This window comes from Curtobacterium citri, assembly GCF_030362955.1.
Taxonomy (GTDB): Bacteria; Actinomycetota; Actinomycetes; order Actinomycetales; family Microbacteriaceae; genus Curtobacterium; species Curtobacterium citri.
Genome location: NZ_JAUCML010000002.1, coordinates 60,786 through 78,799 on the forward strand (window position 1 = coordinate 60,786; position 18,014 = coordinate 78,799).

Genomic DNA, 18,014 nt, shown 5'->3' on the forward strand with positions numbered 1-18,014 from the left:
TGAGTACCGTGGCGGTCATGTCGACCCAGCCGCTCTCGATCCTCGTCGCCGGTGCGTCCGGCTTCATCGGGACCCCCCTCGTCCGTGCCCTGCGCGACGCCGGACACCACGTCACGACCCTGGTGCGCCGCGCCCCGCGCTCGGCGTCCGAGTTCCGCTGGTCCCCCGGCACCCGCCCGCTCGACCCCGCGATCCTCGACGGTGCCGACGTCGTGGTCAACCTCGCCGGCGCGAACATCGGCAAGCTGCCGTGGACCGAGTCGTACAAGCGTGAGATCCTCGACTCCCGGGTGCACGCCACCGAGACCCTCGTCGAGGCGATGCGGCACGCCACGACGCCCCCGGCGCTCTTCCTGTCCGGGTCGGCGTCGGGCGTCTACGGCGACCGCCCGGTCGACGTCCTCGACGACGACGCGACCGCGGGCACGGGCTTCCTCGCGGAGGTCTGCACCCGGTGGGAGGCCGCCGCGACCGCCGCACCCGAGGGGGTCCGCGTCGTGCTGCTCCGCACCGGGATCGTCGTCGGACAGGGCGGTGGCGCGCTGGCGCCACTCGTGCCGCTGACGAAGGCGGGCCTCGGCGGGAAGCTCGGCACCGGCGGGCAGTTCTGGCCCTGGATCGCCCTCGAGGACGAGGTGGGCGCGATCGTCCACCTCGCCACCAGTCCGGACGCGGCCGGGGTGACGGGACCGGTCAACCTGGCGGGACCGGAGGCAGCGGTCGCGACCCGGATCACGCGCCGGGTCGCCGAGGACCTGCACCGGCCCTACCTGTTCAGCGTGCCCGCCTTCGCGCTGCGGACGCTGCTCCGCCAGGCCGCGGACGAGATGCTGCTCTCGAGCCAGCGCATGGTCCCGCGGAAGCTCACCGAGTCCGGCTACCGGTTCCGGTACGAGCGCGCCGAGGACGCGGTCGACGCCGCGTTCTAGTCGGCCCTGGCGGTCCGGTCCGCCCTGGCGAGCGCGGTCCGCATCGCCACCCGGGCACGCTTCCGGTCACCGGCGGCGTCGTAGACGACCCCGAGCCGGTACCACCCCCGCCAGTCGTCGGGATCGGCCTCGACCGCGTCCCGGTACCGCGGGAAGAGCTCGTCGGCGGCCTCGCGGGTGGGGCGGCCCGACGGACGGACGGGGACGACGTCGTCCGGGGTGCCGCCCTCCCGTTCCAGCCGCGCGCCGAGCCGGGTGATGCGCACGCCGAAGCGCAGCTCGAGCACGAGGAGCAGCGCGCCGATCGCGGCGACGACGAACAGGGCCACGCCGATGCCGATGCCGATCGGCTGCCCGGTCCGGACGAACGCGACCGCGCGCTGGCCCACGAGCACGATGTAGAGCGCGAGGAGCAGGGTCATCAGCGCGGCGCCCCAGAACGGGGAGCGGAGCGACCGCCAGAGCGTCGACACGGCTCAGCCCACGCCGAGGACGCTGCCGAGCCCGACGGTGAGCCCGCGGGCACCGACCACGGCGGACAGTGCGGCGCGGATGCCGGCGACGTACGCGACGTCGTCGTTCGTGTCGTGGCGGATCGTGACGGTCTCGCCCGGGCCGCTCAGGAGCACGTCCTGCACGGCCTTCACGCCGGGCAGCCGGAGCGAGTGGATCGGGACGCTCGCGACCTGCTGCCCACGGGCGCGCTGGTCCACGTGGGGGGCGTCGACCGGGCCCACGTCGCGCCGGGCGTCGGCGATCAGCTCCGCGGTGCGCACGGCGGTGCCCGACGGGCTGTCGATCTTGCCCGCGTGGTGCGTCTCGACGATCTCGACGGACGGGAACCACGGCGCGGCGATGGTGGCCAGGTGCGTCGCGAGCACGGAGCCGATGGAGAAGTTCGGCACGACGAGGACGCCCTGCTCGGGCCGGTCCTCGAGCCCGGCACGGAGCGACGCCAGCCGGTCGAGCGACCAGCCGGAGGTCCCCACGAGCACGTTCGCGCCGCTCGCCAGCGCGTGCTCGACGATCGCCGGGCTGAGCGCCGGCACGGTCACGTCCACCACGACGGCAGCTCCCCCGAACACCGACGGCGGCGCCTCGTGCACGGCGTCCTTCGAGGACAGCGACGCGACGAGCTCGAAGCCGTCGAGCGACTCCACGACGGAGGCCACGAGGCCCCCGAGACGACCGGTGGCGCCGACGACGGCGACGGGAGTGACCATGCCCCCATCCTAGGATCGACCCATGTCGCTCCAGGTCAGGTCCGTACCCGCCGACGCCCCCGAGGTGGACGCCCTGCTCGACGCCTACCTCGACGAGCGCGAGGCGACGTTCCCGAGTGCGCAGGGCTCCTACTCGCGCAAGCGCACCCCGGCGGCCGAGTTCGTCGCCCCGGACGGTACCTTCGCGCTCGCGGTCGACACCGCGGACGGCACCGAGGTCCCGGTCGGCTGCGGCGGTCTCCGACGGATCGCGGACGACGGCGACGACGTCCGGTTCGAGGTCAAGCACGTCTACGTCACCCCCGGCGGACGCGGACGGGGTGTCGCGACCGCACTCATGGACGCGCTCGAGCAGGCGGCGCGGGACCTCGGTGCCACGAGCGTGGTCCTCGACACGAACGACTCCCTGGTCGCCGCGGGTGCGATGTACCGGAGTCGGGGCTACCAGCGGGTCGAACCGTTCAACGAGAACCCGAACGCGACCGCCTGGTACCGCAAGCCGGTGCGCTGAGGCGAGCAGCGCCTCCAGGCCGGTGCCCGCCCGGACGCCGGACGCCGGACGCCGGACGCTAGACGGGCTGGTCGACCGGCAGGCCCGTGCGCAACTCGACGGGCAGGTGCGCCAGGTCGTTGAGCGTGACGACCTCGGCCGGCTTCGCGGAGCGGATGCGGATGATCGTCAGCGCGGTGTGCGCGACGTTCGTGCCCATCCAGCGCCACTCCGGGGCCTGGAACGCCTCGCGCACGAACCACCCGATCACCGCGTTGTGGGTGATGAGCAGGTCGTGCCGGTCCTCGCGCGCGGGGGTGAACCACTCGGCGACCGCGTCGCCCATCTGCGCCTGGCCGGCGACGATCTCCTCCTCGGTCACGCCGCCGTACCAGCCCTGGTAAGCGTGCGGCATGTCCGGGGTCGGACCCGAGGGGATGCAGTCGAAGAGCAGCGTGGACGCTTCGGGCTGGACGGCCGGCAGCCGCTGCGCGAGGAACGACGCCGTCTCGCTCGGGGCGTCGAGCGGCGAGTGGTACACACCGTCGAAGGGCACCCCGCCGAGCCGGTCGGCGACGAGCATCGCCTGGCGCTTGCCCCGCTCGGACAGCTTGCCGTCGCGGAGCCCGTGCTCGGCGTCCTGGTGTTCACCGTGGCGCACGAGGTACAGGTAGTGGGACACGTCCGTCACCCCTCGGCACCGATGGCGGCGGCGAGTCGGTCCCGCTCGACCGCGCCGACGACCGAGGTGATCGTCGGACGGGTGAGCAGGTCCCGCGCGAGGTCGAGCACGTCGGCGGCGGTCACGCGGTCGACCCGCTGCAGCGCGGTGCCGAGGTCGGTGAACTCGCCCGTGCCGAGCTCGGAGCGCCCGAGCCGGGTCATGCGGGCGTCGGAGTCCTCGAGCGAGAGGGTCAGCGCCCCCTCGATCTGCCCCTTCGCGCGTCGGAGCTCGTCCTCCGTGATGCCGTCGTCGACCATGCGGGCGAACTCGGCGTCGATGATCTCGACGACCCCGGCGACGTTGTCCGGCGCGCACCCGGCGTACACGCCGAACGCGCCGTTGTCGAGGTACGCCGGCGCGAACGACGAGACGGCGTAGGCCAGTCCGCGACGCTCCCGGACCTCCTGGAACAGCCGGGAGCTCATGCCGCCACCGAGCACGGCGTTGAGCACGCTGAGCACCGGTCGCCGGTCGTCACGCAGGTCGAGGCCCTGCGATCCGCGGAGCATGCTGACCTGCTCGGTCGGACGGTGCGCGACAGTGAGCCGCGGCACGGCGGGGTCGGCGACGGGCTGCGGGGTCCGACGGGCGAGCGGCGACGCCTTCGGGGCGTCACGGAAGACCCGCTCGACGAGCTCGCGGAAGCGGTCGTGGTCCACGGCACCGGCGGCCGTCACGACGATGCCGTTCGGCGCGTAGTGCTCGCGGTAGTGGTCGAGCACCTCGTCGCGGCCGACGGCGCGGATGCTCTCCGGGGTGCCGCCGATCGGGCGGCCCAGCGGGTGCCCGTCGAACGCGGCGGCGAAGAAGGCCTCGCCCGCGACGTCCGCCGGGTCGTCGGCGGCCATCGCGAGTTCCTCGAGGATGACCCCGCGCTCGACGTCGAACGCGTCGGCCTCGAGCACCGAGCCGGTCACCATGTCGCCGATCACCTCCACCGCCATCGGGACGTCGGTGTCCCGCACGCGTGCGTAGTAGCAGGTGTACTCCTTCGCGGTGGCAGCGTTGTGCTCGCCACCGACGGAGTCGAACGCGATCGCGATGTCCAGGGCGCTCCGGCTCGCGGTGCCCTTGAAGAGCAGGTGCTCCAGGAAGTGCGTCGAGCCGAACTGCCCCTCGCGCTCGTCGCGGGAGCCGACACCGACCCAGAAGCCGAGGCTCGTCGAGCTCGCCCCCGGGACCGACTCGGTCAGGACCCGGACCCCGGACGACAACACGGTTCGACGGACGAAGGCGCCGCCGGACGTCAGGAACGACGTGTCCTGCGACCCGAGCGGCAACGGCACTGGCTGGTTCATCGGGTAGGAGCCTACTGATCCGCCACGGCCCGCTGCCCAGTTTCCCCAGCCCGGAGCCACGTGCCTCGAAGTGGGGTACATCGAGTGAGGATAGAAAGACTCGTCTGTCTGTCCTCCCTGTGGTACAGTTTCTTCCATCGGGTCGGAAGCCCCCCTAGATTCCGACCCGGTGGCTCGGGACATCAGTCCTGCGCGCGGGAGTCCCCCCACTCCCCCGCGAAGCCGATGAGTCCGAGGAGCAGCGCTGTGACGGTCGATTCCCCCCAACCGGCCGTCCAGCGTCTCCCGGGCCCGAGCACGAACCTCGCGTCGCCGGACGGGTCGAGCGTCCCCCCGGCTCCCCGTTCCGGCGGCGCGAAGGTCCGCATCCTCGAGACCGCGACGCGGCTCTTCTACGAGGAGGGCATCCGCGGCGTCGGCGTCGACCGCCTCATCTCCGAGGCCAGCGTCACGAAGGCGACGTTCTACAAGCACTACGGGTCGAAGGACAACCTGATCCTGGCCTACATCCGGTCGCAGGACGAGCGGGTCCAGCGCGCCTTCGAGCAGCTCGTGGCGGACGCGGACAGCCCGACGGACGCCGTCCGCGCGTGGGTCGCCGCCGTCTCCGACGAGGTCGGCCGCTCCGAGTTCCGCGGCTGCGCCTTCCTCAACGCCGCTGCCGAGTACCACGACCCGCGCGACCCGGTCCGCCAGGTCGTCGCCGCGCACCGCGACTGGTACACCGAGCAGCTCGCTTCGTTGCTGCAGCGTGCCGGACACCCGCTCGCGGGCGACGGCGCCGACGAGCTCATGCTCGCGCGCGACGGCGCGATGGCCGGTGCGTACGCCGGCGACGCGATCGCGGCGACGGCGGCGCTCGGCCGGGTCGCCGAACGGGTCCTGACCGTCTGACGCTGACCGCCTGACGGTGGCCACCTGACGGACGGGAGGCGCGTGGCGGCGCCGCCACGCGCCTCCCGTGGCGTCCCACCCACGCACCAGGGCCCGGGTGTTGGCTGGGCACATGGCCAACGACCCCAACTGGAACCTCCCGGAGGTCCCGTCCTTCACCCTGTCCAGCCCCGACTTCACCGACGGCGGCGTCCTGCCCGACTGGGCACGCGGCTCCGACGCCGGCGGTGGTGGCGAGGACCGCTCCCCCGCCCTCGAGTGGGAGGGCGCGCCCGAGGGCACCCAGAGCTACGTGCTCACCGTGTACGACCCCGACGCCCCGACCGGTTCGGGCTTCTGGCACTGGAGCCTCACGGACCTGCCGGCCTCGGCGACCTCGCTGCCGCAGGGCGCCGGGACGGACGACGCGCTGCTGCCCGCGGAGGCCCTGCGCCGCCGCAACGAGTACGGCACCGACACGTTCCTCGGTGCCGCACCGCCCGCCGGCCACGGTCCGCACCGGTACTTCTTCACGCTCAGCGCGCTCGACGTCCCCGTGCTCGAGGCCCCGGCGGACGCCACCCCGGCGGTCGTCGGCTTCGTGCTCCGCGAGCACCTGCTCGGCCGCGCGCAGCTGATGGGCACGCAGGAGACCCCCGCGTCCTGACCCGCACCGCCCACACGGCCCGCAACGGCGAACGGCCGCCGCTCCAGCAGGAGCGGCGGCCGTTCGGGTGTCCGGGGATCAGCCCTCGGCGGGCGCCTCGGCGTGGGTCGCGTGGTCGTCGCGGCCCTCGGTGTCCACCTCGTCGGCGACGACCGGCGCGAGCGACAGCTTGCCGCGGTCGTCCACCTTCGTGACCTCGACCAGGATCTTCTGGCCGACGCCGAGCACGTCCTCGACGTTCTCCACGCGCTTGCCACCGGCGAGCTTGCGGACCTCGGAGACGTGGAGCAGACCGTCGCGGCCCGGGAGCAGCGACACGAACGCACCGAACGTCGCGATCTTGACGACCGTGCCGAGGAACTGGTCCCCGATCTCCGGGTTCGTCGGGTTCGCGATCGCGTTGACCTGGGCGCGGGCGGCCTCGGCCGACGGACCGTCGACGGCGCCGATGTAGACCGTGCCGTCGTCCTCGATCGAGATGTCGGCACCGGTCTCGTCCTGGATGCCGTTGATCGTCTTGCCCTTCGGGCCGATCAGCTCGCCGATCTTGTCGACGGGGATCTGCACCGAGATCACGCGCGGGGCGGTGTCGGCCATCTCGTCGGGGGCGTCGATCGCCTCGGTCAGCACGCCGAGGATCGCGGAGCGCGCTTCCTTGGCCTGCTTCAGCGCGGCGTCGAGCACCGACGACGGGATGCCGTCGAGCTTCGTGTCGAGCTGGATCGCCGTGACGAACTCCGAGGTACCGGCGACCTTGAAGTCCATGTCGCCGAGGGCGTCCTCGGCACCGAGGATGTCGGTCAGCGCCGCGTAGCGGGTCTGACCGTCGACGGTGTCGGAGACGAGGCCCATCGCGATGCCCGCGACCGGCGCGCGCAGCGGCACACCGGCGTTGAGGAGCGACAGGGTCGAGGCGCAGACGGAGCCCATCGACGTCGAACCGTTGGAGCCGAGGGCCTCGGACACCTGACGGATGGCGTAGGGGAACTCCTCGCGCGACGGCAGCACCGGCACGAGGGCGCGCTCGGCGAGGAAGCCGTGCCCGATCTCGCGACGCTTCGGCGAACCGACACGACCGGTCTCACCCGTCGAGTACGGCGGGAAGTTGTAGTGGTGCAGGTAGCGCTTCTTCGTGACGGGCGACAGCGAGTCGATCTGCTGCTCCATCTTGAGCATGTTCAGCGTGGTGACGCCGAGGATCTGCGTCTCGCCGCGCTGGAAGATCGCCGAACCGTGGACGCGCGGGATCACGGCGACCTCGGCGTCGAGCGGACGGATGTCGGCGAGACCGCGACCGTCCATGCGGACCTGCTCGGTCAGGATGCGGCCGCGGACGACCTTCTTCGTGACCGACTTGTAGGCGGCGCTGACCTGGCCGTTGGCGCTGTCGGGGAGCTCCCCGGCCTCGACCTTGGCGGCGACGGCCTCCTTCACGCGGGCCTTGAGGGCGTCGTCCTTGTCCTGACGCTCGAGCTTGCCGGCGATCTGGTAGACGTCCTTGAGCTCGTCGAGGGCGATGGCCTCGACGGCGTCGTAGACCTCGGGGGCGTACGGCGGGAAGACCGGGTAGTCCTGGATCTCCTTGGCCGACTGCGCGGCCATCTTCGCCTGCGCCTCGACGAGGACCTTGAGGAACGGCTTGGCCGCCTCGAGGCCCTGCGCGACGATCGCCTCGTCGGGCTTCGTGGCGCCGCCCTGGATGAGACCCCAGGCGTGTTCGGTGGCCTCGGCCTCGACCATCATGATCGCGACGTCCTCGTTGCCCTGGTCGTCGGTGACGACACGCCCGGCGACGGTGAGGTCGAACACGGCCTCGGCGAGCTGCGAGGCCTTCGGGAACGCGACCCACTGGTCGCCGATGAGGGCGAGGCGCACACCGGCGATCGGGCCGGAGAACGGCAGACCGGAGATCTGCGTCGACGCCGACGCGGCGTTGATCGCCAGCGCGTCGTAGAACTCGTCCGGCGCGATGCTCAGGACGGTGATGACGATCTGGACCTCGTTGCGCAGGCCGTCGACGAACGACGGACGCAGCGGCCGGTCGATCAGACGGCAGACGAGGATCGCCTCGGTGCTCGGACGGCCCTCACGGCGGAAGAACGAGCCGGGGATCTTGCCCGCGGCGTACGAGCGCTCCTCGACGTCGACCGTCAGCGGGAAGAAGTCGAAGCCCTCGCGCGGGTGCTTGCCGGCGCTGGTGGCCGAGAGGAGCATGGTCTCCTCGTCGAGGTACGCGGCGACCGCGCCCTGGGCCTGCTGTGCGAGTCGGCCGGTCTCGAACCGGACGACGCGCTTGCCGAACTTGCCGTTGTCGATGACGGCCTCGGCGAACTTGATCTCGGGACCCTCCAAAAGGGTGCCTCCTTGACGTGTTCGGCAGACCTGGGCGACGGCACTCGATGGTGCGTGCGCGCCGAGGGGTCGGGACGCATGTCTGGTCAGCAGTAGAAGCACTCGGGACGGACGGACTGCCCGCGAGCCACCACCGATGACCAGCTCCGTGCCCGGTCTGCGCAGTGTGTGTTGTGACGCCCGGGGAAACGGTCCCCGGACGAGGAGGACTTTACCAGTCCTCAGGTCGCTCGCGGGTGTTGCTCCCGGCGAACGGGCGTGTCCCCGGTAGCCTGCCGCCATGCGCTTCACCCCTTCGCGGGGCGTGCTCGTCGCGGCGGCCGTGGTCGTCGGCGCGCTCGTCGCCCCGGTGGCCACCGCCCTCCCCGCGACGGCGGACACCCAGCAGTACCCGAGCTGGCAGGACGTGCAGCGGGCGAAGGGCAACGAGCAGGCCGCGGCGGCCGAGGCCACGAAGGTGCAGTCCGCCCTCCGGTCCGTGCAGGCCGACGCGGCGGCGAAGTCGCAGGCCGCGCTCGAGGCGTCAGCGGCGTCCGACCGCGCCGCGGCGGACCTGGCCTCCGCCACCCAGGCGGCCACGAGCCTCCGGTCCCAGGCGGACAGCGCCGACCGGACGGCGGCCCGCGCCCGGGAACGAGCCGGCCAGCTCGCCGCCACCCTGTACCGGGACGGCAGCGGCAACGCGATGACGACGCGGATCGCGACCGCCGACGACCCCCGGCAGCTGCTCTACCAGCTCGGAGCGATGGACCAGCTCTCGACGACGTGGGAGGGCGTGCTCGACGAGGCCTCGGTCGCCGGACACACCGCGTCCGCCCTGCACGACCAGGCCGAGCGGGCCGAGTCCGAGCGGACGACGCTCGCGCGCGCCGCCGAGGAACGGTCGGCAGACGCCCGCTCCGCCTCGGACGCGGCCGCACGGAGCGTCGCCGACACGCAGCAGCACAGCGACGAGCTCTACGCCCAGCTCGCGGAACTGCGGGACACGACCGCCGAGACCGAGCAGCGGTACGAGCTGGGTGTGCAGGTCGCGGCCCAGAAGGCGGCACAGCAGCGCGCCCGCGAACGAGCCGCCGCGGCAGCCGCGGCATCGGCGGCCGCGGCTGCCGCAGCGGCGTCCACGCCCGCCGCCACGAGCGGCGGATCGGGCACGTCCTACCCGAGCACGGACGGCGTCGCCGTCGACCCCGCCGGCGCGCAGGCGTACGCCCGCGGCGCCATCGGCTCCTACGGGTGGGGCGGCGACCAGTTCTCGTGCCTCGTGTCGCTGTGGAACCAGGAGTCCAGCTGGCGGGCGAACGCGCTCAACGCCTCGAGCGGGGCCTACGGCATCCCGCAGTCACTGCCGGCGAGCAAGATGGCCGTCGCGGGGGCGGACTGGCGGACGAACGCCGCGACCCAGATCGACTGGGGGCTCGCGTACATCCACGACGCCTACGGCTCCCCCTGCGCCGCGTGGAACCACGAGATGAGCGAGAACCCGCACTGGTACTGACCCCCACGGGGCGACCCGCTCAGTGGCCGAGGCCGCCGAGCAGCGACGCGAAGTCGGTCGGTGCCGCGAGCACGTCCACCTGCTGCGGCGCCCGCCGGGAGGCGCGGATCGCCCAGGCCAGGTCGACCCCGGCCCGGCGGATGCGTGCGTCGAGCGCGGCCGCGTCCTCGGGGCTCCCCCAGTCGTCCGTGGCGGCGAAGACGCCGGTCGGCACGACGGCGGCGCGCAGGTAGGCGAACACCGGTCGCAGTGCGTGGTCGATCGCCAGCGAGTGACGGGCGGTGCCACCCGTCGCGGCCAGCAGCACCGGCAGGTCCGCCACGGCGTCCTTGTCGAGCACGTCGAGGAACGACTTCGCGAGACCGCTCACGCCGGCGGTGAAGACCGGCGTGACGAACACGACCGCGTCGGCCTCGAGCACGGTCGCCTGCGCGGCGGCGAGCCCCGGCGCGGCGAACCCGGTGAGCATCGCGTCGACGATCTCGTGGGCGATCGGGCGCAGCTCGACGTGCCGGACGTCCACCGCGGTGCCGGGCTGGTCGGCCTCGACGGCGGTGACCGCGGCGCTGGCCAGGCGGTCGGCGAGCAGACGGGTGGAGCTGGGCTCGGAGAGTCCGGCGGAGACGACGGCGATGGTGGTCACGGGAGCACTGCCCTTCGGGAGTCTTTCAATGCGTTTGCATGAACATCGTACCGAACCGCGCCGCCCACGGCGACATTCCCCGGGAACGAGGAACGCCCCGGTCCTCACGAGGAGGACCGGGGCGTTCGGTCACGCAGTGTCTGCGAGTCGACCAGTGGCGCTACTGCCTAGCGGCGGAGGCCGAGACGCTCGATGAGCGCGCGGTAGCGGTTGATGTCGACGTCGGAGAGGTAACCGAGGAGACGGCGACGCTGACCGACCATGAGCAGCAGACCACGACGCGAGTGGTGGTCGTGCTTGTGCTCCTTGAGGTGCTCGTTCAGGTCGTTGATGCGACGCGTCAGAACGGCGACCTGGACCTCGGGGGATCCGGTGTCGCCCGGGTGGGTCGCGTACTCTTCGATGATCTCCTGCTTGACCTTCGCGTCAAGTGCCATGGATGATCCCCTCTCTGTCCGTTGCGCGGTGCCCGTACCTGATGCACGAGCGCTCTTGATCCGCGGCCGTTCGACGGCAACCGGACGAGACTACCAGAGTTCAGACCGTGCGGGCGCGGAGCCGCTGACGCCGGGGTGCGGGCAGCAGACTCCGGAACAGTCCGACGAGCGTCGCGCCGAGCATGCCGCCGAGCCCGTTCGACAGCACGTCGCGGGGGTCGGCGACCCGGTACGGCAGGTACAGCGCCTGCGCCACCTCGATGCCGACGGAGAGCCCGACGGCGACGACGGCGCCGAGCAGCCACCAGCGCCGCGGCAACCAGAGCGCCGCGAGCATGCCGACGGGCACGAACATCCCGATGTTCGCGAGGAACTCCACGCGGTCGTACGAGAACCACGTGCCGTGCGGCAGCCGCTGCAGCCAGGCGATGGCGTGCTGCACGAGCTCGCCCTGCGCGTGGGTGAAGACCTGCGGCGTGAGCGTCATCCGCCAGATCACCCAGGCGTAGCCGACGGTGACGGCGAGCAGCAGGAGCTTCCGGAACATCCGGTCAGTATCGCCGTGCCGTCCTGGCAGGAGCCCGCGTCCCACCTGGGTGGACGCCCGGCTCCGCTGGCACCGAGGCTCCCGCTCCTGCGAGCATGGGGGCATGCCGCACCAGGGGGAACGCGACCACCGGACGTCGGTCCGGTCCGGTGCCGGTCGTCGGCAGTGGGCGTGGCTCGGGGTCGGCGCACTGGTCGCGGGCGGGCTCGTCGCCGCCGTCGTGCTCGCCGTCCTGCCCGCGCGCGATCCGGACGGGATCGGCCCGGACGGACGCTCGAGCGACCGGCCGGTCGCGGCGAGGGCCACGGCGGCCGAGGCGTTCCCCGGCGGTCTCGCGCGCCAGCCGTCCGCCGTCAACCAGGCGGCGCGGCAGGCGGCCGAGGCGCGTGCGGACGGGCGGGACACCACCGCCGCACGCATCGACGTCATCGCCGACGAGCCGGTGGCGACCTGGCTGACCGACCCGTCCGAGCGGGCCACGGCGCAGACGGTCCGACGGGTGGTCCGCAGCGCCGAGCAGCAGGACCGCACCCCGGTGTTCGTGCTCTACGCGATCCCGGACCGCGACTGCGGCAGCTACTCGGCCGGCGGCACGAGCGACGACGCGTACCTGCCGTGGGTCCGGTCGGCGGTCCGGGCGATGGCCGGGTCGCACGCCGTGGTCCTGGTGGAACCGGACTCGATCGCGCAGATCCACGTGTGCGAGCGCCTCGGGCACGACCGGCTGCGGCTGCTCGACCGGGCGGTCGACGAGCTCGCCGGGCACGGGCTGACGGTCTACCTCGACGGCGGCAACGAGGACCGGGTGCCGGTGGCGACCATGGCCGACTGGCTCCGCCGGGCCGGGGTGGACCGGACGCAGGGCTTCGCCACGAACGTCTCGAACTTCTACCGGGTCGACCAGGAGCGTGCCTACGCCGACCGGTTGGCGGACGCCGTCGGCGACGATCCCCACTACGTCATCGACGTCTCGCGGAACGGGCAGGGGTGGCGCGGGACCTGGTGCAACCCCGAGGGCGTCGGCCTCGGGCAGGCACCGCACGTCACCCGCGGGACGACCCGCCTCGACGCCCTGCTGTGGGTGAAGACGCCCGGACTGAGCGACGGCACGTGCAACGGCGGACCGGCGGCCGGGCGGTGGTGGGAGTCGTACGCACTGGCCCTGGTCGAGCACCGCGTCCGCGACTGACCGCCCGTCGGACGTCGGTGGTTGCATGTCGCCATGACCGCCACCGACCGTCGCCGCTCCGTCGTCCCGCCCTACCTGCTGCGCGCCGTCGCCGCGGCCGGTGAGCACCCCCGCGCCGCCTCGGCGGCAAGGACCGCCCTGGCCGAGATGTCGGCCGTCGCCGCACCCAAGCACGAGCACCGCGTCCGGCCGCAGGGCGTCACGGGCACCGTCGACCGGTCCCCGCAGCGCACCGTCGCGGACGCGCACGGCTCGACGACGCTGCCCGGCACCGTCGTGCGGCGCGAGGGCGACCCGGACTCGGGCGACGCCGCGACCGACGAGGCGTACGCGGGCCTCGGGGCGACGCACGCGTTCTGGCTCGACGTGTTCGGACGGGTGTCGATCGACGGCGCGGGTCTCCCCCTCGACGCGACCGTGCACTACGGGCAGGACTACGACAACGCGTACTGGGACGGCAGCCGCATGGTGTTCGGCGACGGGGACGGCGAGGTCTTCCGGCGCTTCACCGTCGCGCTCGACGTCATCGGGCACGAGCTCGCGCACGGCGTCACCCAGTACACCGCGGACCTGACCTACGAGGGGCAGTCCGGCGCGCTCAACGAGTCGGTCAGCGACGTCTTCGGCTCGCTCGTCGCGCAGTACGCCGCCGGACAGACCGCCGACCAGGCGACGTGGCTCATCGGCGAGGGCCTCTTCACGGACGCCGTGCACGGGGTCGCGCTGCGGTCCATGCGGGCACCGGGCACCGCCTACGACGACCCGGTGCTCGGCAAGGACCCGCAGCCGGCGACGATGGCCGACTACGTCGAGACGACCGAGGACTCCGGCGGGGTGCACCTGAACTCCGGCATCCCGAACCACGCCTTCTACCTGGCCGCCACCGCGATCGGCGGACACGCGTGGGAGGGTGCCGGCGCCGTCTGGTGGGACGCCCTCACCTCGGCGGAGACGACCGCCGGGATCGACTTCGCGGGCTTCGCCGGGGTGACGGTGCGCGCCGCCGCGGACCGCTTCGGCGACGGCTCGGCGGAGCACACCGCGGTGCGGGACGCCTGGCGCACGGTGGGCGTGCTCGCCGCGTCGTGACGGCGTAGAACCGGAGCATGCACATCGTCGTCCGCCGCAGTGGTGGACTCGCCGGGACCTCGCGGGGCTGGCGGGTCGACACCGAGTCGCGCGACGACCCGGACGCCTGGTACGACCTGGTCGGCGCGCTCCCCCGCGAGGAGCCCGTGCGCCGGAGACGCGCGGTCCCCGACGACTTCACCTGGACCGTGACGGTCGCCAGGACCACCGTGACCATCCCCGGCAGTCAGCTGGACGGCCCGTGGGCGGCCCTGGTGCGCCGCGTCCGCGACGAGGGCGACCCGGACTGAGCGGGGTGCGGGAGCACGCGCCGGGTGCCGGCACGCCGGGTGCCGACGTGCCGTGTGCCGACGCGCCGACGCGCCGTGTGCCGTCGTGCTCTGTGCCCGACGGGAGGCGCGCGGCGCTGCCGCCACGTGCCTCCCGTCCGTCAGTCGGTGACGTCGACGACCACGAGCCGTCGCGTCGGACGCGTCATCGCGACGTAGACGGCGGCCGCGGCGCGCGCCGCGTCGGCTCCCACCCGGTCCGGGTCGACGAGCAGCACGCCGTCGAACTCGAGGCCCTTCGCGTCGGCGCCGGTGAGCACCGTGACGGAGCCGGGACGCGGCGAACCGAGCCCGCGGACGTCGGCGTCGGTCCGTGCCAGGCGCTCCCGGACCGCGGCCACGTCGGCCTCGGGCACGACGACCCCGATGGTGCCCGAGCCGATCCGGTCGCGCTCGGCGTCGACCCGCTCGGCGACCGCGTCGAGCAGCGCCGCACGCGGCACCGTGACGCGGTCGACCGGGTCGCCGTCGCGCACGGCCTCGGTCCGGGTGACCGTCAGTCCGGCGGCGGCGGCGAACGCCCCGGCGGCCTGCACGATCGAGCGCGGGGTCCGGTAGTTGACCGTGAGCTCCTCGATGCGGTGGTCGAGCGGCACGACCGGCGCACGGCCCCGACGACGCCGGGCGAGGGCGCCGAGCACGTCGTCCCACGTCCGCGCGGCTGCCGGTGAGGAGCCCTGCGCGGTGTCGCCGACGATCGTGAAGGACCGCAGCGGGTTCCGACGGGCGAGCACACGCCACTGCATCGGCGAGAGCTCCTGCGCCTCGTCGACCACGATGTGTCCGTAGGTCCACTCGCGGTCCTCGGCGGCGCGCTCGGCGGTCGTGCGCGGGTCGCCGCCCTCGGCGAAGGACCCCGCGACCTGCTCGGCGCTGACGATGCCCTCGACGCCCATGTTCTCGATCGCCTGGCGCGCGTTCTCGATGTCCCGGTTCCGGCTCGCCTTCGCGGCGCGCTTCGCGGCCCCGCCGGTCGGGTCGAACGGGCCGAGGAGCTCGGCGGCCTCGTCGAGCAGCGGGACGTCCTCGATCGTCCACGCGGTACCACGGGACCGCTGCAGCAGGGCGCGGCGCTCGGGCGTCCAGTCGGGGGTCAGCGAGGCGAGCCAGTTCGGCCGCGCGTACAGGTCCTCGAGGAACTTCTCCGGGGGCAGCGGCAGCCACGCGGTGTTGAGCAGGACCCGGGCGTCGTAGGAGCTGCGGATGTCCTCGCGCAGGACCTTCTCGTCGGCCTCGTCCACGGTCGTGCCGCGCGCCCGCAGCTGCTCGGCGAGCAGGCGGGTCATGGCGTCGAGCGCGATCTTGTTGAACGTGACGCGGGCGACGTTGTGCGGCTTCCCCCGGTCCTGCGCGCGCTTGAGCGCGTCGGCGACGAGCTGCGGCGGCACGGTGAGCCGCTCGCCCTCGACCTCCAGGGTGACCGACGTCGTCGGGACGACCTGGCGGGACCGCACGGCCCGGTGGAGCAGCGAGGCCATCTGCGCCGACCCCTTGACCGCGGCGACGTCCCCGTGGTCGTGCGTCGTCGCGTGCACGCCCGGGTAGAGCGACCCGAGCGACGCCATCACGACGCCGGTCTCGCCGAGGGACGGCAGCACCTGCTCGATGTAGGTGAGGAAGGCCGGCGACGGACCGACCACGAGCACGCCGGAGCCACGGAGCCGCTCGCGGTGCGAGTAGAGCAGGTAGGCGGCGCGGTGCAGCGCGACGGCGGTCTTGCCGGTGCCGGGGCCGCCCTGCACGACGAGCACGCCCTCGAGGGGCGACCGGATGATGCGGTCCTGCTCGCCCTGGATGGTCGCGACGATGTCGGTCATCCGGCCGGTGCGCTCGACGGTGACGGCCGCGAGCAGCGCCCCCTCGCCCTGCAGGTGGGTGCGCTCGTCGTCGTAGAGCGCGGCGTCGAACACCTCGTCCTCGACGCCCTCGACCGTGCGGCCCTCGAGGGTCAGGTGTCGGCGGGCGCGCATCCCCATCGGGTGCGCCGCGGTCGCCTGGTAGAAGGCGCTCGCACCGGGGACGCGCCAGTCGAGCAGGAGCGGCCGGTGCTCGTCGTCGCGCAGGCCGACGCGGCCGATGTACCGGAAGGCGTCCTCGGTGGAGTCGGGGTCCGCGACCTCGAGCCGACCGAACACGAGCCGGTCGCCGACCCGCTCGAGCGTCGCGACGGTGTCCTCGTAGAGCCGGGCGTACGCATCGCGTTCGCTGCGGCTCTGGTGGTTGCCGCCCACCGCCTGGCGGCGGGTCTCGGCGAGGCGCTGCTCGGCGTCGGCCGTCAGCTCGTCGAGACGGGCGAAGAGCCCGTCCACGTACCCACGCTCACGGTCGATCTCGGTCGGTTCGGACACACGCCACCCTTCGGGAAACAGGGGTGTCCAGTGTAGTCCCGCCGGGCGACCACGAGGGGCGTCGTGACGCCGGACGGACGGGAGGCGCGTGGCGGACCCCGCCACGCGCCTCCCGTCCCGGGCACTCGGCCCTACATCTCCTCGTGCGTGTCCGGGTCGCCGTCCCACAAGCGACCGCGCTCGAGCCCGGAGATCGCGCGGACCTCGTCGTCGGAGAGCTCGAAGCCGAAGACGTCGAGGTTCTCGCGCTGCCGGTCCGCGTCGCCGGACTTCGGCACCGGGACGGCACCGAGCTGGACGTGCCAGCGCAGGACGACCTGGCCCGGCGTCACCCCGTGCGCGGCGGCCGCGTCGAGCACCGGCTGCTCGGTGAGCAGCTCGGACTGCTTCGCCAGCGGGCTCCAGCTCTCGGTGACGATGCCGTACTCGGCGTGCACCTTGCGGAGCTCGGCCTGCGGGAAGTACGGGTGCAGCTCGACCTGGTTCACCGCGGGCGCGACACCGGTGGCGTCGATGATCGCCCCGAGGTGCTCGGGCGTGAAGTTCGAGACGCCGATCGAACGGACCTTGCCGCTGTCCCGGAGGTCCACGAAGGCCTTCCACGTGTCGACGAACCTGCCGACCGACGGGTTCGGCCAGTGGATGAGGTACAGGTCGACGCGGTCCAGCCCGAGGTTCCCGAGCGTCTCGTCGATCGACCGGTGCGCCTCGTCGTAGCCGTGGTGGCGACCGGGCAGCTTCGAGGTGACGACGAGGTCCTCGCGGTCGACCTCGGACTCGCGGACGGCACGGCCGACGGCGTCCTCGTTGCCGTAGTTCAGCGCGGTGTCGAGCAGCCGGTAGCCGCTCGTGATCGCCGCACCGACGGCAGCGGTGCCCTCGTCGCCGTTCAGCCCGTAGGTGCCGAGGCCGAGCTCCGGGAAGCGGTGGCCGTCGTTCAGCTCGATGGTGGGCGCGCCGACCTGCATCAGCGGACCCCGAGCAGGTCGATGATGAAGATGAGGGTCTTGCCGGACAGGAAGTGTCCGCCGCCGGCGGGGCCGTAGGCCAGCTCCGGCGGGACGACGAGCTTGCGGCGGCCGCCGACCTTCATGCCGGGGATGCCCTCCTGCCAGCCGCGCACGAGCGCCGCGAGCGGGAAGTCGATGGGCTCGCCGCGGTTCCAGGAGCTGTCGAACTCGTCGCCGGTCTCGTACTCGACGCCGGCGTAGTGCACCTTGACCGTCGAGCCGGCGGTGGCTTCGTCGCCGGAGCCCTCGACGATGTCGGTGATCTCGAGCTCGGTGGGGGCCGGGCCCTCGGGGGCGTCGAACTCGGGCTTGCTGTTGAGGTCAGTCATGCCGGCCAGTCAACCAGGTCGGTGCGCGGCCGATCCGGGCCG

19 protein-coding genes are annotated in these 18,014 nt (G+C 73.1%); 8 read left to right on the forward strand and 11 right to left on the reverse strand.

All coding sequences use genetic code 11. The features are described 5' to 3' along the window. Positions 1 to 17 precede the first annotated feature (17 nt). Positions 18 to 929: a TIGR01777 family oxidoreductase gene (locus tag QUG92_RS02780; protein WP_289457594.1), complete on the forward strand. Its 912-nt coding sequence runs from the start codon at positions 18 to 20 to the stop codon at positions 927 to 929. Here QUG92_RS02780 and QUG92_RS02785 read toward each other — a convergent pair. After that, on the reverse strand, positions 926 to 1,402 hold the full coding sequence (locus QUG92_RS02785; RefSeq protein ID WP_434533034.1) for a tetratricopeptide repeat protein: 477 nt from the start codon (positions 1,400 to 1,402) through the stop codon (positions 926 to 928). The genes QUG92_RS02780 and QUG92_RS02785 overlap by 4 nt on opposite strands. 3 nt (positions 1,403 to 1,405) lie before the next feature. Further along, positions 1,406 to 2,152 (reverse strand): 4-hydroxy-tetrahydrodipicolinate reductase, encoded by a 747-nt coding sequence (locus QUG92_RS02790; protein ID WP_182047081.1) that lies wholly within the window; start codon positions 2,150 to 2,152, stop codon positions 1,406 to 1,408. Positions 2,153 to 2,174: 22 nt separating this feature from the next. Between QUG92_RS02790 and QUG92_RS02795 the strand changes: the two genes are divergently transcribed. After that, positions 2,175 to 2,663, forward strand: a complete 489-nt coding sequence (locus QUG92_RS02795; RefSeq protein ID WP_182047082.1) for a GNAT family N-acetyltransferase — start codon at positions 2,175 to 2,177, stop codon at positions 2,661 to 2,663. 58 nt (positions 2,664 to 2,721) lie between these two features. Here QUG92_RS02795 and QUG92_RS02800 read toward each other — a convergent pair whose 3' ends face one another. Together QUG92_RS02800 and QUG92_RS02805 are read right to left on the reverse strand one after the other, a co-directional pair. Further along, positions 2,722 to 3,324 carry a histidine phosphatase family protein gene (locus QUG92_RS02800; protein WP_069713561.1) on the reverse strand — a complete coding sequence of 201 codons (603 nt, stop codon included), beginning with the start codon at positions 3,322 to 3,324 and terminating at the stop codon, positions 2,722 to 2,724. Between the two features lie 5 nt (positions 3,325 to 3,329). Continuing rightward, positions 3,330 to 4,664 (reverse strand): M16 family metallopeptidase, encoded by a 1,335-nt coding sequence (locus QUG92_RS02805; RefSeq protein ID WP_069713551.1) that lies wholly within the window; start codon positions 4,662 to 4,664, stop codon positions 3,330 to 3,332. Between the two features lie 246 nt (positions 4,665 to 4,910). Between QUG92_RS02805 and QUG92_RS02810 the strand changes: the two genes are divergently transcribed. Both QUG92_RS02810 and QUG92_RS02815 read left to right on the forward strand, forming a co-directional pair. Continuing rightward, positions 4,911 to 5,558: a TetR/AcrR family transcriptional regulator gene (locus QUG92_RS02810; protein WP_182047084.1), complete on the forward strand. Its 648-nt coding sequence runs from the start codon at positions 4,911 to 4,913 to the stop codon at positions 5,556 to 5,558. A 112-nt stretch (positions 5,559 to 5,670) separates the two neighbouring features. Next, positions 5,671 to 6,204, forward strand: a complete 534-nt coding sequence (locus tag QUG92_RS02815) for a YbhB/YbcL family Raf kinase inhibitor-like protein (RefSeq protein ID WP_182047085.1) — start codon at positions 5,671 to 5,673, stop codon at positions 6,202 to 6,204. Positions 6,205 to 6,282: 78 nt separating this feature from the next. On the opposite strand, the gene QUG92_RS02820 is transcribed toward QUG92_RS02815, so the two are convergent. After that, on the reverse strand, positions 6,283 to 8,556 hold the full coding sequence (locus QUG92_RS02820; RefSeq protein WP_182047086.1) for a polyribonucleotide nucleotidyltransferase: 2,274 nt from the start codon (positions 8,554 to 8,556) through the stop codon (positions 6,283 to 6,285). Between the two features lie 280 nt (positions 8,557 to 8,836). On the opposite strand from QUG92_RS02820, the gene QUG92_RS02825 reads away from it, so the two are divergent. Further along, positions 8,837 to 10,051 carry an aggregation-promoting factor C-terminal-like domain-containing protein gene (locus QUG92_RS02825; protein ID WP_289457595.1) on the forward strand — a complete coding sequence of 405 codons (1,215 nt, stop codon included), beginning with the start codon at positions 8,837 to 8,839 and terminating at the stop codon, positions 10,049 to 10,051. A 19-nt stretch (positions 10,052 to 10,070) separates the two neighbouring features. On the opposite strand, the gene QUG92_RS02830 is transcribed toward QUG92_RS02825, so the two are convergent. The 3 genes from QUG92_RS02830 to QUG92_RS02840 all read right to left on the reverse strand — a co-directional run bounded on the left by QUG92_RS02830 (position 10,071) and on the right by QUG92_RS02840 (position 11,678). Next, positions 10,071 to 10,694, reverse strand: coding sequence for a CE1759 family FMN reductase (locus QUG92_RS02830; protein ID WP_289457596.1), 624 nt, complete (start codon positions 10,692 to 10,694; stop codon positions 10,071 to 10,073). 167 nt (positions 10,695 to 10,861) lie between these two features. After that, complete coding sequence (rpsO, locus tag QUG92_RS02835) at positions 10,862 to 11,131, reverse strand: 30S ribosomal protein S15 (protein WP_022902140.1); 270 nt, start codon at positions 11,129 to 11,131, stop codon at positions 10,862 to 10,864. Between the two features lie 100 nt (positions 11,132 to 11,231). Continuing rightward, on the reverse strand, positions 11,232 to 11,678 hold the full coding sequence (locus QUG92_RS02840) for a VanZ family protein (RefSeq protein ID WP_289457597.1): 447 nt from the start codon (positions 11,676 to 11,678) through the stop codon (positions 11,232 to 11,234). Between the two features lie 103 nt (positions 11,679 to 11,781). Here QUG92_RS02840 and QUG92_RS02845 point away from each other — a divergent pair, with 103 nt between their 5' ends. Genes QUG92_RS02845 through QUG92_RS02855 form a run of 3 tightly spaced genes read left to right on the forward strand, consistent with a single transcriptional unit; the run spans position 11,782 to position 14,246 of the window. Next, positions 11,782 to 12,867 (forward strand): glycoside hydrolase family 6 protein, encoded by a 1,086-nt coding sequence (locus tag QUG92_RS02845; protein WP_289457598.1) that lies wholly within the window; start codon positions 11,782 to 11,784, stop codon positions 12,865 to 12,867. 33 nt (positions 12,868 to 12,900) lie between these two features. After that, entirely contained in the window at positions 12,901 to 13,956 is a 1,056-nt protein-coding gene (locus QUG92_RS02850; RefSeq protein WP_289457599.1) for a M4 family metallopeptidase, read from the forward strand. 17 nt (positions 13,957 to 13,973) lie between these two features. After that, positions 13,974 to 14,246 carry a protealysin inhibitor emfourin gene (locus tag QUG92_RS02855; RefSeq protein ID WP_289457600.1) on the forward strand — a complete coding sequence of 91 codons (273 nt, stop codon included), beginning with the start codon at positions 13,974 to 13,976 and terminating at the stop codon, positions 14,244 to 14,246. 140 nt (positions 14,247 to 14,386) lie between these two features. Here the strand turns inward: QUG92_RS02855 and QUG92_RS02860 are convergent, their stop codons facing one another. From QUG92_RS02860 to QUG92_RS02870, 3 genes are all read right to left on the reverse strand, one after another. Then, positions 14,387 to 16,633, reverse strand: a complete 2,247-nt coding sequence (locus tag QUG92_RS02860) for a HelD family protein (protein WP_289457601.1) — start codon at positions 16,631 to 16,633, stop codon at positions 14,387 to 14,389. Between the two features lie 131 nt (positions 16,634 to 16,764). Next, positions 16,765 to 17,601 carry an aldo/keto reductase gene (locus QUG92_RS02865; RefSeq protein WP_289457602.1) on the reverse strand — a complete coding sequence of 279 codons (837 nt, stop codon included), beginning with the start codon at positions 17,599 to 17,601 and terminating at the stop codon, positions 16,765 to 16,767. Then, positions 17,601 to 17,972, reverse strand: coding sequence for an FKBP-type peptidyl-prolyl cis-trans isomerase (locus QUG92_RS02870; protein ID WP_069711463.1), 372 nt, complete (start codon positions 17,970 to 17,972; stop codon positions 17,601 to 17,603). The genes QUG92_RS02865 and QUG92_RS02870 overlap by 1 nt, the downstream gene beginning before the upstream one ends. Between the last annotated feature and the right edge of the window lie 42 nt (positions 17,973 to 18,014).

What these genes read in the sequence shown, in the direction of transcription:
- QUG92_RS02780 (WP_289457594.1), top strand. Translation starts at nt 18, where the DNA reads ATGTCGACCCAGCCGCTCTCGATCCTCGTCGCCGGTGCGTCCGGCTTC.
- QUG92_RS02790 (WP_182047081.1), bottom strand. Translation starts at nt 2,152, where the DNA reads ATGGTCACTCCCGTCGCCGTCGTCGGCGCCACCGGTCGTCTCGGGGGC.
- QUG92_RS02795 (WP_182047082.1), top strand. Translation starts at nt 2,175, where the DNA reads ATGTCGCTCCAGGTCAGGTCCGTACCCGCCGACGCCCCCGAGGTGGAC.
- QUG92_RS02805 (WP_069713551.1), bottom strand. Translation starts at nt 4,664, where the DNA reads ATGAACCAGCCAGTGCCGTTGCCGCTCGGGTCGCAGGACACGTCGTTC.
- QUG92_RS02815 (WP_182047085.1), top strand. Translation starts at nt 5,671, where the DNA reads ATGGCCAACGACCCCAACTGGAACCTCCCGGAGGTCCCGTCCTTCACC.
- QUG92_RS02825 (WP_289457595.1), top strand. Translation starts at nt 8,837, where the DNA reads ATGCGCTTCACCCCTTCGCGGGGCGTGCTCGTCGCGGCGGCCGTGGTC.
- rpsO (WP_022902140.1), bottom strand. Translation starts at nt 11,131, where the DNA reads ATGGCACTTGACGCGAAGGTCAAGCAGGAGATCATCGAAGAGTACGCG.
- QUG92_RS02840 (WP_289457597.1), bottom strand. Translation starts at nt 11,678, where the DNA reads ATGTTCCGGAAGCTCCTGCTGCTCGCCGTCACCGTCGGCTACGCCTGG.
- QUG92_RS02845 (WP_289457598.1), top strand. Translation starts at nt 11,782, where the DNA reads ATGCCGCACCAGGGGGAACGCGACCACCGGACGTCGGTCCGGTCCGGT.
- QUG92_RS02850 (WP_289457599.1), top strand. Translation starts at nt 12,901, where the DNA reads ATGACCGCCACCGACCGTCGCCGCTCCGTCGTCCCGCCCTACCTGCTG.
- QUG92_RS02855 (WP_289457600.1), top strand. Translation starts at nt 13,974, where the DNA reads ATGCACATCGTCGTCCGCCGCAGTGGTGGACTCGCCGGGACCTCGCGG.
- QUG92_RS02865 (WP_289457602.1), bottom strand. Translation starts at nt 17,601, where the DNA reads ATGCAGGTCGGCGCGCCCACCATCGAGCTGAACGACGGCCACCGCTTC.
- QUG92_RS02870 (WP_069711463.1), bottom strand. Translation starts at nt 17,972, where the DNA reads ATGACTGACCTCAACAGCAAGCCCGAGTTCGACGCCCCCGAGGGCCCG.